Annotated in this window: 12 protein-coding genes and 4 tRNA genes; 7 read left to right on the top strand and 9 right to left on the bottom strand. The window is 67.2% G+C overall.

Features of this window, described 5'->3' with window-relative positions; translation table 11 throughout:
• The first annotated feature begins 51 nt into the window (after window positions 1–51).
• Window positions 52–681, top strand: a complete 630-nt coding sequence (locus tag ABLE92_RS11205) for an alpha-ketoglutarate-dependent dioxygenase AlkB (RefSeq protein ID WP_348804826.1) — start codon at window positions 52–54, stop codon at window positions 679–681.
• 31 nt (window positions 682–712) lie between these two features.
• Here ABLE92_RS11205 and ABLE92_RS11200 read toward each other — a convergent pair whose 3' ends face one another.
• Both ABLE92_RS11200 and ABLE92_RS11195 read right to left on the bottom strand, forming a co-directional pair.
• On the bottom strand, window positions 713–1,585 hold the full coding sequence (locus ABLE92_RS11200; RefSeq protein WP_348804825.1) for an oxidoreductase: 873 nt from the start codon (window positions 1,583–1,585) through the stop codon (window positions 713–715).
• 69 nt (window positions 1,586–1,654) lie between these two features.
• The gene (locus ABLE92_RS11195; protein WP_348804888.1) at window positions 1,655–3,352 is read right to left on the bottom strand and encodes an adenylate/guanylate cyclase domain-containing protein; all 1,698 of its coding nucleotides are present in this window, start codon (window positions 3,350–3,352) and stop codon (window positions 1,655–1,657) included.
• Window positions 3,353–3,580: 228 nt separating this feature from the next.
• On the opposite strand from ABLE92_RS11195, the gene ABLE92_RS11190 reads away from it, so the two are divergent.
• Window positions 3,581–4,717, top strand: coding sequence for a GAD-like domain-containing protein (locus tag ABLE92_RS11190; protein ID WP_348804824.1), 1,137 nt, complete (start codon window positions 3,581–3,583; stop codon window positions 4,715–4,717).
• Window positions 4,718–4,736: 19 nt separating this feature from the next.
• On the opposite strand, the gene ABLE92_RS11185 is transcribed toward ABLE92_RS11190, so the two are convergent.
• Window positions 4,737–4,809 (bottom strand) — tRNA-Lys (locus ABLE92_RS11185).
• 181 nt (window positions 4,810–4,990) lie between these two features.
• On the opposite strand from ABLE92_RS11185, the gene ABLE92_RS11180 reads away from it, so the two are divergent.
• The 5 genes from ABLE92_RS11180 (at window position 4,991) to ABLE92_RS11160 (ending at window position 7,018) form a co-directional block, all read left to right on the top strand.
• Window positions 4,991–5,063: transfer RNA gene (locus tag ABLE92_RS11180), tRNA-Glu, on the top strand.
• A 34-nt stretch (window positions 5,064–5,097) separates the two neighbouring features.
• Window positions 5,098–5,174 (top strand) — tRNA-Asp (locus ABLE92_RS11175).
• Window positions 5,175–5,201: 27 nt separating this feature from the next.
• A tRNA-Phe gene (locus tag ABLE92_RS11170) sits at window positions 5,202–5,275 on the top strand.
• Between the two features lie 151 nt (window positions 5,276–5,426).
• Complete coding sequence (locus tag ABLE92_RS11165; protein WP_348804823.1) at window positions 5,427–5,684, top strand: helix-turn-helix domain-containing protein; 258 nt, start codon at window positions 5,427–5,429, stop codon at window positions 5,682–5,684.
• Window positions 5,681–7,018: a HipA domain-containing protein gene (locus ABLE92_RS11160; protein ID WP_348804822.1), complete on the top strand. Its 1,338-nt coding sequence runs from the start codon at window positions 5,681–5,683 to the stop codon at window positions 7,016–7,018. Before ABLE92_RS11165 ends, ABLE92_RS11160 begins: the two co-directional genes overlap by 4 nt.
• Window positions 7,019–7,053: 35 nt before the next feature.
• Here ABLE92_RS11160 and ABLE92_RS11155 read toward each other — a convergent pair whose 3' ends face one another.
• The 6 genes from ABLE92_RS11155 to ABLE92_RS11130 are packed head-to-tail and all read right to left on the bottom strand — an operon-like array spanning window position 7,054 to window position 11,993.
• On the bottom strand, window positions 7,054–7,809 hold the full coding sequence (locus tag ABLE92_RS11155; RefSeq protein ID WP_348804821.1) for an enoyl-CoA hydratase/isomerase family protein: 756 nt from the start codon (window positions 7,807–7,809) through the stop codon (window positions 7,054–7,056).
• 18 nt (window positions 7,810–7,827) lie between these two features.
• Window positions 7,828–8,574 (bottom strand): SDR family NAD(P)-dependent oxidoreductase, encoded by a 747-nt coding sequence (locus tag ABLE92_RS11150; RefSeq protein ID WP_348804820.1) that lies wholly within the window; start codon window positions 8,572–8,574, stop codon window positions 7,828–7,830.
• Window positions 8,571–9,206 (bottom strand): acyl-CoA dehydrogenase family protein, encoded by a 636-nt coding sequence (locus ABLE92_RS11145; RefSeq protein WP_348804819.1) that lies wholly within the window; start codon window positions 9,204–9,206, stop codon window positions 8,571–8,573. The genes ABLE92_RS11150 and ABLE92_RS11145 overlap by 4 nt, the downstream gene beginning before the upstream one ends.
• The gene (locus tag ABLE92_RS11140) at window positions 9,164–9,724 is read right to left on the bottom strand and encodes an acyl-CoA dehydrogenase family protein (RefSeq protein WP_348804818.1); all 561 of its coding nucleotides are present in this window, start codon (window positions 9,722–9,724) and stop codon (window positions 9,164–9,166) included. Before ABLE92_RS11140 ends, ABLE92_RS11145 begins: the two co-directional genes overlap by 43 nt.
• Window positions 9,712–10,887: an alpha/beta hydrolase family protein gene (locus tag ABLE92_RS11135; protein ID WP_348804817.1), complete on the bottom strand. Its 1,176-nt coding sequence runs from the start codon at window positions 10,885–10,887 to the stop codon at window positions 9,712–9,714. Before ABLE92_RS11135 ends, ABLE92_RS11140 begins: the two co-directional genes overlap by 13 nt.
• Entirely contained in the window at window positions 10,884–11,993 is a 1,110-nt protein-coding gene (locus tag ABLE92_RS11130) for a homogentisate 1,2-dioxygenase (RefSeq protein ID WP_348804816.1), read from the bottom strand. Before ABLE92_RS11130 ends, ABLE92_RS11135 begins: the two co-directional genes overlap by 4 nt.
• Window positions 11,994–12,027: the final 34 nt, after the last annotated feature.

Below are 12,027 nucleotides of genomic sequence, written 5' to 3'. Positions count from 1 at the left end.
CACACCGCGGCCTATCTAGAACATTCTTTCGATCGACGCTAGGCTGGGCGGATGACCGTCGGCATGCAGGGTTCGATCTTCGACCTCACCGAGACCACGCCGGAGATCGGGGCCGTGGCCACCGGAGTGACCCGCCGCGAACTCACCGACGGCGCGTGGGTGGACGTGCGCCCCGGCTGGATCACCGGTTCGGAACTCCTGTTCGACGCACTGCGGGAGAAGGCCGCCTGGCGCGCCGAGCGACGTCGGATGTATGACCGGGTGGTCGACGTCCCACGCCTGCTGGCCACCTACCAGGCCGACGAACCGCTCCCCGATCCTCTTCTCGCCCAATGTCGTTCGATGTTGACCGGCCACTACCGCGACGAACTCCCGGAGGGCTTCGCCACCGCCGGACTGTGCCTGTACCGCGACGGTTCGGATTCGGTTGCCTGGCACGGTGATCGGATCGGACGCGGCGCCACCCACGACACGATGGTGGCGATCCTCTCGCTGGGCTCACCGCGCGCACTGACCCTGCGTCCGCGCGGCGGCGGCGCATCGTTGCGTTTCGTGATGGGTTCCGGTGACCTGCTCGTCATGGGCGGCAGTTGCCAACGGACGTGGGAACACGCGGTCCCCAAGAGCCCGGGCGCCGGAGCACGCATCAGTGTGCAGTTCCGGCCGCCCGGGGTCTGGTGACGGCGTGGTCACGTTCTTCGGCGCGGCGCCCTCAGATCCCGAAGGTGACCCCGGTGAGCTTCTCCGACGCGGCCCAGAGCCCGTCCCGGATGGCCCGATCGTTCGCGCGCCCGGAGTATGACGACACCCCCGGCGCCCCACGCATCCCGAAGAGCGCCGTCGGACCGTAGAAGGTGCCGTTCACCACGTCGGGCGAGGTGGCGGCGTACAGGGTCGGCAGGGCTCCCGACGCCGCCGACTGCGCGAACAGATTGCCCACCTTCATCACCTGATCCATCAGCGATTCGGTGTGCCCCTGCAGTTCGGTCGCGGCGTATCCGGGGTGGGCGATCAGCGACAGTCGGCCGTCGTCGGCGGCGTCGAAACGGTCGGCGAGGTCCATCCCGAACATCAGATTGGCCATCTTCGAATCGCCGTACGCCTGCCACCGCTTGTACCGGCGCGACCGCCAGTCCAGATCGCCGAGGTCGATGCGCCCGAGTTGATGCAGGCCCGACGACAACGTCACCACCCGCTCGGAGATCTTCGGCAACAGCAGCCCGGTCAGCGCGAAGTGCCCGAGATGGTTGGTGCCCATCTGCATCTCGAAACCGTCGGCGGTGCGCCGTAACGGCAGCGCCATCACACCGGCGTTGTTGATCAGCACGTCGGCGGCGGGCGCCGAGTCGGCGAAGGCCCGCACCGACGCGAGGTCGGCGAGGTCCAGGGACGCGACGCGCACGCGGTCCCCGAGTCCGGCGGCGATCGCATCGGCCTTGTCGGTGTTGCGGCACGCCATGACGACGCTCGCGCCGGCGGCCACGAGGGCCTTGGTGGTCTCGGCGCCGAGTCCACTGTTGGCGCCGGTGACGATGTAGGTCTTGCCGGACTGATCCGGGATGTCTGCGGTTGACCATCCGCTCATGTGCGAGTCCCTTCGTGGACGAACGTGACGTTCGTCGCCCAGCGTAGGCGTCGGACGGGCCGGGGCGGGTCAGCGCAGGCGCAATAGTCCGGCCGATCCCAGCCATTTGGTCGGACGCAAGAAACCCGACAGCATCTCACCCATCGACGGCGCGTTCCGGGCGACCAGGTCGGCGGGCGCGAAGATCTCGGTGGGTTCGTTGCGGCCGCGCATCACGCGCCGGTCCAGCAGCGTCCACTTCTGCGTTTCGTCGCCCGCGGCGGTGACCGCGGGCCCGCTGGCCAGCACCGGTACCCGACTGGTCTTGGCCATCTCGGACAGTCGGGCGCATTCGTTGACCGGGTCGCCGATGACGGTGTACTCGTAACGGCGTTCGGCGCCGATGTTGCCGGCGAACACCATCCCGAACGACACCCCGATCCCCCACCGAACATCGAGTGCTTCGGTCAGCCCCGCTGCGAGGTCGCAGGCGGCGGCCAGCGCCGCGCCCGCCGGATTGTCGATGGCGACGGGAGCGCCGAACACGGCCAGGGCCGCGTCACCCTCGAACTTGTTGACGAAGCCGGCGTGATGGTCGACGACCTGCGCGACGATCTCGAAGAACTCGTTGAGCAGCGCCGCGGTGTCCTGCGGACAGCGTTCCTGGGCGATCGTGGTGGAGCCGATGATGTCGACGAGCAGCACCCCGACCTCGGTGTTGGTGCCGTGCAGACCCATCCCGTTCTCGATGGCCAGTTCGGCCACCGTGTCACCCACGTGCCGGGCGAACAGCTCCCGCATGCGCTCACGTTCATCGAGCCCGGCCACCATCTCGTTGAATCCGTGCTGCAGCACCCCGAGCTCCGAGGAGTCGTAGACGTCGACGTGGACATCGAAATCGCCCTGATCGACCTTCTCGACCGCGTCGCGCAACTCGGTGAGCGGATCGATCAACGACTGCCCGACGAGCGCGATGATCCGGGCTCCGGCGGCCAGGCCCACGATCGCCAGCACCACCGACGCCCAGTCGACATCCCCGACCACGGCGGGCAGCAGATGTATCCGCCGGCCGATGTTGAGAATGATCAGGCCGATCATCGGGACCGCCGAGCTGATCGCCCACACCGCGAACATCCGCTCCCGGACACCGTGCACCACACGCGAGGTGGGGTCAGAGGCCAGCGCGACCATCATCAGCGGGCGGGCCGCCCGTTCGGCGAACAGGTACGTCAGACATGCACTCGACATGCCGGCGAGGAAGAAGGCGACGGTGACCCCGACGAGCGTCGACACGGTGAGCGTACGCGCCGCCAGGAGCACGTAACACAGCAGCGAGGCTGCCCACGCGACGCTCGTCCCGATCACCTGCATCATCGGGATACGTTGCACGGCAAGGCGTCTGGCGTGGTCGGCGACCTCTCCGCCGACAAACCAGACGATCTGCGGGCGGAGCAGTACGACACCCAGAACCACATTCACCACGATCGACACCGCGATCGCGGCCACGATCGCCGGGAAGTTGGGCGCACCGATCGTGGCGTCCACGGTCAGCAGTCCACCGTTGTAGGCGAGTTGGACGAGAAGGAAGGTCTCCAGACCGATCAGTGCGTTGCTGCCGACGATCGCGGCCACCGAGACGGCCACCGCCCGGCGGGCCAGGCGCCGGCGTCCGTCGATCCCCAATTGCTCCCACTCGGCCGCGGTCGGCTCGCCGGCCACACCCCAGACCCGGGCGGCGTATCGGCGTCGCGCATTCGACCACCGCAAGCCGTCGAGAGGGGGCCGCATATGCGGTTGCCCGTCGGCGGAACTCGGTGATGGGGTCATGCGCCTTCCCTGCCGATCGATGTCACACGTGAGATTACCGAATGACACCGCTCACAAAAGGGCCCGATGGTCCCGCGGGGGCCGGGATCGCCGTCATTCGGTGGGCGTCGTGCGGCCCGGCCCACCGCGCCGGGCGCGTTATCGTCGCACCGTCACCCACCCCGACACGCCGACACCCGCGGAGGTTTCATGAGCCAGAGCACCCCGCCGAGCAGACGAGAGGCGGTATTCGAACGGTGGCTCGGCCAATTGGATCGCTACCCCGTCACCGACCGCGTCGTGACGATGAGCGAGGTCCATCTGCAGCGGTTCGACGGCGTCGTTCCGGAGTTCCTCATCAGGATCTGGCGTCGCTTCGGGTTCGCCGGGCTCTTCGACGGGGCGATCTGGTTCACCGACCCCCTCGAGTGGGCCGACGTCGCCGCCGAGATGTTGCGCGGTGTGACCGTGCCGGGTTGGCCCGCCGGTTCGCTGGTACTCCCGTTGGCGCGCAGCGCATTCGGAGAGTTCTGGTTCTACAGTCCGGGGAACTCGGGCTGGCTGGGTGTGCATCCGGGCACCGGCCACATGAACGCGGACGGCACCGCGAAGTACGACGGTGAACCCGACGCGGACATCATGTCGTGGTTCAACCGGATCAACGACTACCCCAGCCTGATCGAACCGGAGTTCACGCTGCTCGACGAGGTGTGCGGGACCCTCGCCTACGACGAGTGCTACGCCTACACGCCGGCGCTCACCGCGGGCGGAAAGGCCCGCGACACCCATGCATCGCTGGTCTTGATGCGCGACCACCTGCACCTGCTGGACAACCTTCGACGGCGGCCGAGCGCGACACTGAGTGCCGACTACGGGATGTTTGACCCCGACGGTGAGCTGATCTACCGACTCGAGTCGTACGGACCAAACGAGCGACCCGCCAATCCCTACGCGTCGGGCCGCCCCGATGAGGAGATCATTGCCGATATCGTGACCGCTCTGCGCGTCGTCGCCGACGAGACACTGCCCGACTGGCGATGCGTCGTGCTGGGGCTGGCACGGGTCGGCCGAAAGTCATATCAGTCCGCGGTGATCGCCTACAGCGCCGACGAGGGCAGGCTGTCGCGGTCCGGTCATTGGTCACGTGAGATGCGGCGCAATGTCACCGCACTGCTGACTCCCATGCCCTGGGAGCAGAAGGGACTGAAGCTGATCGTGTATCGGGCCGGCCGGACCCGGATCGAACGGACCGAGGACGCCGCACAGGCCGTATCGTGGACAGCCCGCGGACTCGGATCTCCGCCCGTCGACGTCCTCGTCGAGGCGATGCGACCCAGGATGCTGTGACTCTCGTCGGCACCTGCGGTGCCCCCAGTAGGGCTCGAACCTACGACCTGCGGATTAAAAGTCCGTAGCTCTACCAACTGAGCTATAGGGGCAGTCCTTCGTCGAACGAAGGCGGATGCGAGTTTACCCGGTCGCATCCGACGCCGGTGCGGACGGTGTGCGCTGTGCGTGTCATCGTTGAGAAACCCGCCCTGACATGGCGATTTGTGTTTTCTCCGCGCGGTGTCCTAATCTAAGTCGGCTCCCAACGGAGCGCCTCCGAACGGAGAACCGGCCCCCTTCGTCTAGCGGCCTAGGACGCCGCCCTTTCAAGGCGGTAGCGCGGGTTCGAATCCCGTAGGGGGTACGCTGCGGGTTTCGACCGGCAGATAACTGAACATGGCCCTGTGGCGCAGTTGGTTAGCGCGCCGCCCTGTCACGGCGGAGGTCGCGGGTTCGAGTCCCGTCAGGGTCGCCAAAGGTTTCGGTATGTACCGGACCTTCCGGCCAGGTAGCTCAGTTGGTACGAGCGTCCGCCTGAAAAGCGGAAGGTCGCCGGTTCGATCCCGGCCCTGGCCACAGACATTGCCCCGACTTCGGTCGGGGCTTTTTCTGTTGGTGCTTCTTCCGCAACAAGTCAGTTGATGTGGCGTTTTCTTGACATCTGACATATACGAATCCGATGTGACGTTTTCTTGACATCAGCATCCATGGCCCATAATGTGGCGATATGTCAACATCCGAGGGTATCGACGATGTGCGGGTCCGATCCGCTTCCGCACTGGGCCGAGTCCTCCGGGCCGCACGTCAGTCACGCGGCATGACCCAATCCGATCTCGCCGAGATCTCGCGCACCAACCGTTACACCTTGGCCCAGATGGAGGACGGCGACGCCACCAAGGCCGTCGACCGGCTCTTCGATGTGCTCGCCGCACTGGAACTCGAACTCGCGGTCCGTCCTCGCCGACGACGCCCGGCCGGCGAATGACCGAGCTGGACATCTGGCTCGACGGCGCGATCGTTGCGACGGCCGCGATGACATCTCGAGGCCGCAAGGTCGCGGTGACCTACACGGATGCCGCGACCGAAGCCAACGAGCAAGGCGACCCGATCCTGTCGTGCTCGCTGCCCGCGCTACCGGGAGCAAACCCGCCCGCCGCCTCACGCGCCTTTCTCGAGGGCCTGCTGCCAGAAGGACGGGCGTTGCAGATCGCGGCCGCACATCTGCACGGCGTGGGCCTGGATTCGTCGGGCGCACCCGAAACCGCCGCCGACTCGATCCGACTGTTGGCAGAGTACGGAAGGGACTGCGCGGGAGCCGTGTCCGTCCTCCCGGCCGGCGAGCCGCCTTCGGCGAATGCCCGACCATCCGCACCGTTGACCGACGAAGAACTCGGTTCGCTCATCGTCGATCTTCCGGTCCGGCCCCTGGGCGCGGACCCGGGCAAGGGGATTCGCATGTCCCTCGGCGGAGCGCAAGACAAGCTACTGCTCACCCGGGTGGGCGACGACTGGTGCACACCACTGGACGGCTATCCGTCCACCCACATCCTCAAACCCGCGACCGTCTGGAGTCACAGCGCCGAGAACGAGGCGTTGGTGATGACACTTGCGAGGACATGCACATTGTCCGACACCGACGTCTGGGTCGAATCAATCGGCGGCAGAAGCACATTCGTGACCACACGATACGACCGGATGGTCGGCGAGGACGGGACGATCACCCGCATCCACCAGGAGGACATGTGCCAGGCACTCGGGATACGACCGAAGGACAAGTACCACGTGGGTCGCCCCGCGGAGCGCATGGCGCGGATCCTGCGTGAGTTCGCCGATTCACCAGGGCACGAGGTGCTCAGACTCTTTCGCCAAGTGGCATTCCGGGCCTTGGTGGGCGATGAGGATGGCCACGGAAAGAACTACTCCCTGCTGCTGCGCGGCGGCTCCGCCACCGTCGCCCCCATCTATGACTCGCTGTGCACCCTCTACTACCCCGAACTGTCCGCACGGATGGCACTGCCCATCGGCACCCAGACTTCGTTGGCAAAGGTCGACCGCGCCGCACTGATCGCCGAGGCGAGGGCAATGCTCTTGCGGGAGGCCGATGCTCAAGCGGCCATCGATGACCTGATCGCCGGAGTCCGCGCTGGGCTGGAATCGCTGCCCGACGAGGTGACCTCCGGTTGGCCGTCGCATCGTCTGATCACCACCATCACCGACCGGGCCCGACGCCTGGAATCGGGTCAACCTCTGGGCGGCAACGGTTCCCGTTCACGGAGGCCCACTCTCGACGAGGCCACTGCGCGTCGGCACACACCGTGACCGACCGGCGACCGCAGGCCCGTGACCGGCCCAGGTCACCGATCGGGCGACGCGGCGCCGAACGCCGAGATACCCTCGCGGGCAGCATCACCGGCAATCACCCGGAGCTGATTGTCGGTCTCGGCGCGCAGCGCGCCGGCCAGATCGTGCTCCCAGGTCTGGTTGAGCAACGCCTTGGTGCCGGCGAGGGCCTGACCCGAATACCCGGCCAGGCGACCGGCGATCCCGGACCCCACGGTGATCAGATCGCCGGCAGCGACCACCCGGTTGATCATTCCCATCGCCAATGCCTCCGCCGCCGGGATCTTCTCGCCGAGCAGGCACAGTTCCCGCGTCCGTCGCTCCCCCACCAGTCTCGGCAGTAGCCAACTCGCACCGCTGTCCAGCGACAGGCCACGATGGATGAACAGTTGCGCGAACTGCGCGCGATCGGAGGCGTAGACGAGGTCGCATGCGAGCGCGAGGTTCACTCCCGAGCCGGCGGCGATGCCGTCGACGAGCGCGATGGTGGGCATCGCCAACTGCCGCATCGCCAGTACACACCGATTGGACACGTCGATCCGGTCCGGCAGGGACTCCGGATCATCGAGCAGCCCAGCGACATCCGATCCGCCACAGAAGGCGCCACCGGCGCCGGTGATCACCAGCACCCTGTCCGTGCCGTTGACGTCGAGGGAACCGATGTGCGCGGCGAACATCGCCCACATCTCGTCGGTCATCGCGTTGCGTTTCTGCGGTCGATCGAGCGTGATGGTCACAACTCCGTCAACCCGTTCCAGCCGTACGGTCATCGTGGAATCACCGTGGAATCACCGTGCGGTCCAGCCACCGTCGACGGCCAGGGTCTGCCCGGTCAGGAAGGTGCTCGTCGGTGATGCGAGCAGCAGAAGCGCGCCGTCGAGTTCGTCGAGGCGGCCGGGCCGGCCCATCGGGGTGTTGCGCCGAATCCAGGCCATGGCCCGCTCGTCGGCGAACATGTCGTCGGTCTGCTCGCTCGGAAACCAGCCCGGCGCAATCGCATTCACCCGGATACCGTCCTTGGCCCACTCCGCGCCGAGTTGACGGGTCAGGTTGACCACGCCGCCCTTGGCCGCGCAGTAGGCGGCCTGGTTGATGGGCCAGGCACCGACCAGCCCGAGGATGGAGGCGATGTTGATGATCGCCCCACCGCCCGGCATGGCGTTTCCGGCCGCCTGTGCCACCGCGAAGGTGGCGGTGAGGTCGACGTCGATGGTCCGCCGGAACTCGTCCATCGGGACGTCCTTGGCCGGGTGATCATCACCGAATCCCGCGGCGTTGACCACGATGTCGGGGCCGCCCAGTGCGACGGCGGCGTCGATCAGCGCGGCCACGTCGGGAGCGGCACCGACGTCGCACCCCACCGCGACGGCCGCGTCACCGGCCGCGACGAGGGCGTCGAGACGGTCCTTGCGGCGTGCCGCGGCGACAACGGTGGCGCCGTTGCGGGTCAGCACCGAGCAGAAGTGCGCACCGATGCCACTCGACGCCCCGGTGACCACCGCGACCAGTCCGCTCAGATCGGCGCTGAGGGTCATGAGCGCGCTTCCGAGAGCAACAGGTCCAGGCATCCGGCCCGCACCGCCGCGTCGCGCAGGCGGGCGGGAATACCGCCGAGCGCACCGGTCGCGCGGGCTCGCCGGAAGTAGAGATGCGCGTCGTGTTCCCAGGTGAATCCGATCCCGCCGGACACCTGGATCAGGGCGTCGGAGGCCGCGGCCTGCGCGTCGGCGCTCTCGGCTCGCGCCAACAGGGTGAACTGGGTTGCCGCGGTGTCGTTTCCGCGGTCGATCTCCTCCGCGGCCGCGGCCACCAACGCCCGGGCCGCCGCGATCGACACCGCGGTGCGGGCACAGCGGTGCGAGATCGCCTGATACGTGCCGATGCGTACGCCGAATTGTTCACGGAAGGAGGCATATTCGACCATCTGTTTCAGACATCCCTGGGCGAGGCCGACCTGCTCGGCGGCGAGCAGGAGCATCTGCGCGTTCCGGAAACGTTGCAGGCCCACCATATTCCCGGGTGCGACGAGCACGATCGCGGGGACGTCGACGACCGTGACGTCCGCCAATGGCGTCGCCAGATCGATGGTCGGTACCGCACTGCGTTCGACGGACCCGCCGGCGCTCACCGCGACGGCGGCGATCGCCGGACCGTCCGCGGTCTGCACGGGGCCACGATCACCTCGGCCACGTCACCATGGGTGCACGCGCCGATCCGTCCGGTCACCCCGCCGACCCGGAACTCGGGAACCGCCGACCCATCACCCCGGTCACTCGCCCCGACGATCGCGGTGCCCGCCAGCGCATCCTCGAGGCCTGCGCGTACCGGCGGCGCCACGTCGTCGGGTTCGATGCCGCCGAGCATCCGGGCCAACAGCGTCGCCGCGCGTACCGGCCCGGGATACAGTGCGGCACCGCACTCCTCGACGGCGGCGACCGCGTACGGGACGCCGAGACCGAGCCCACCCCAGGAGACCGGGGCGGTCATCGACGTCAGGCCGACCTGCTGCGCCAGTCGTCGCCAGCCGGCACGGTCGACACCACCGGTCACGGCGTGGGGGTGATCCCGGTTGCGGCGCACCTCGTCGAGACCACTCCCATCGGCGAAGTAATCACGCAGCGCCGCGCGGACCTCGTCGGCGGAGATCTCCTCCGACGAATCACTCTCCGCCGTCACTGCACCCACGACCGCTCCCCCAGCCAGGTGGTGATGGTGTCGACGGCCTCCTTCAGATACGGCAGCTGCGCCCGACCCGAATAGTAGTGGGTGGCACCGGAAATGGTGTGCATGGTCTTGTCCGGATGTCCGACGGCGTCGAAGAGCCGTTGGGTGTGGCTCGGCGTGCAGGCGTTGTCCGCCGAGTTGCCGATCACCAGGGTGGGTATCTCCAGATCGGCGGCACATCGCGGCCCGTCGCCGTTGGCATCGTCATAGCTCCACTGCGACAGCCAACTTCGCAGTGTGGTGAACCGCGCGAGGCCGACCGGCCCCATGTTGACGATGCGCGGATCCCCGAGGTAGCAGCCGAGCGCACGATCATTGGGATCGAGGGTGAGGTCGAGCCACCGCGGGTCGGCCATCGTGCCGTGCACCACGAACCCTTTCTCCATCAACGGTTCTTCCCGCCCACGCAGGTCGTCGAGTTGCTCCTTGACCCACGCGGTGATGCGGCGATTGCGGTCGATCTGGGCGCCGCGATACCGCTGGACGAACTCCTCGGAGTAGGGTGCCTGATTCGGATTGTTCGGGTTGTACAGGTCGAGTTCCGGATCCCGTTTCTCCGGATCGGTCTCGTCGAGGATGGACGCGTCCATCCATTCGGTCAGGGTCCCATGGCGACTGACGTGCGCGGCCAGCAACATCATCCCGTCGGCCGCGGGCAGATCGAGCTCGGTGAGGTCGGGGCCCTCCCCGGCGGGGGTGGCGGTGACCGTCGCGTGTTGGGCCTGCTGTTGGTAGTAGAGCGAGAGCGCACCGCCGCCGCTCCACCCGGCCAGGATGACCGTCGTATAGCCGAGGCGTTCGCGCGCATCCTTGACGCAGGCGCCGAGGTCCTGGACCACCTTCTCCATGATGAGGGCGCTGTCCACGCCGCGGTACCGACTGTTGCAGTAGATGACGTGATGTCCGGCGCGGGGCAGGGCGTTGGTCATCGGCAGGTAGGCGCCGCCGCCGATCGGGTGCATGAAGATGATGACGGTGTCGGAGGGCTTTCCGGTGGGCCGCAACAGGTAGCTCTCCAACACCACCGACTCGGTGACCCCGCCGTAGGTGTCCCGATAGGCCGAGGTGTCGTCGAAGACCACCAGGTACGGGATGCGTTCGTAGTCGAATCGTTCGTCGCTCATACCTGAACCTCCTGCGCGACCTCGACCGGAGCCGAGGCGAACATCGCCGGTGTCGGGGTGAGCCGACGATGGGTGTCGATGGCGATGACCTGCCATTCGACGCGTTGATCCTTCTCGAAGCGACGACGCGCACGTTCCCGCGCACGTTCCGGGATGCCGTGGTGAATCCCCTGTGGCGCATGGGAGATCAGCCCCGCCGGCATGTCGACGCCGAAGACGCTGCCGCCGTGGTAGAAGGCGATCTCGTCGAAATCGGTGTTGCGGTGATACCAGGGCAGACGTTCGGTGCCCGGGCGGCCCTCGACCGGCCGCGGCAGGAAGTTCATCACGTACACACCGGTGGCCTGCATGAACAGATGCACCGTCGGCGGCAGATGCACTGTCTCCGAGGTGATCACGTCGTAGTCCTCGATGTTGAAGGTGAAGGCGAAGTTGTCGCCCTTCCAGCCTTCCACGTCGAGCGGGTTGAACGGGTAGAAGATCGAGGTCTTGCCCTCCCGCTGCCGGAAGCGGACCTCGTACTCCTCGCGGCCGTCGTCGGGGAACACCTCGGCCACCGGGACGGTGACCAGTGACGAGTCGAACGGGAAGAACCGTCCCAGCACCCCGGCCTCCGGTACCCGGAACTCCTCGACCGCCTCGATGATGAGGAACACGCAGCGGTCGTCGGGAACCTGCCGATACGTCGTGCCCTTCGGGATGTAGACGTAATCGCCGGGGCGGTAGGCCAATCGGCCGAACTCGGTTTCGAACTCCCCGGTGCCGGCGTGGACGAAGATGAGTTCGTCACCGTCGACGTTGCGCGTGTAGAAGGGAGCCACCTCGCCGCGGCGACTCAGGGAGATCCGCACGTCGTCGTTGTAGAACATGACCAGTGGCTCACCGGCGGCGTCGATCTGGTCGGTCGGGGTGAGTTCGAATGTCTGCCGATCCAGTCCGGCGTGATCGCCGACGGCCCGGAACGCGGTGGGATCGTTGCGGCGATAGAGGTGGGCGGTGCGACCGGTGAAGCCGTAACGCCCGAGTTCGTCGTCCTTGAGGTCCTCGACGTCTCGGTGCACCTGCCGCGGGGTGCGTCCGCTGCGGTGATGGATGAACGATTCCATGTCTCACATCTCCTGTAGGGGGTGAATCGGATTG

Origin of the sequence: Gordonia oleivorans, assembly GCF_040044975.1 — a bacterium.
In the GTDB taxonomy this organism is placed as follows: Bacteria; Actinomycetota; Actinomycetes; order Mycobacteriales; family Mycobacteriaceae; genus Gordonia; species Gordonia oleivorans.
This window is presented reverse-complemented; position numbering and strand designations above follow the sequence as displayed.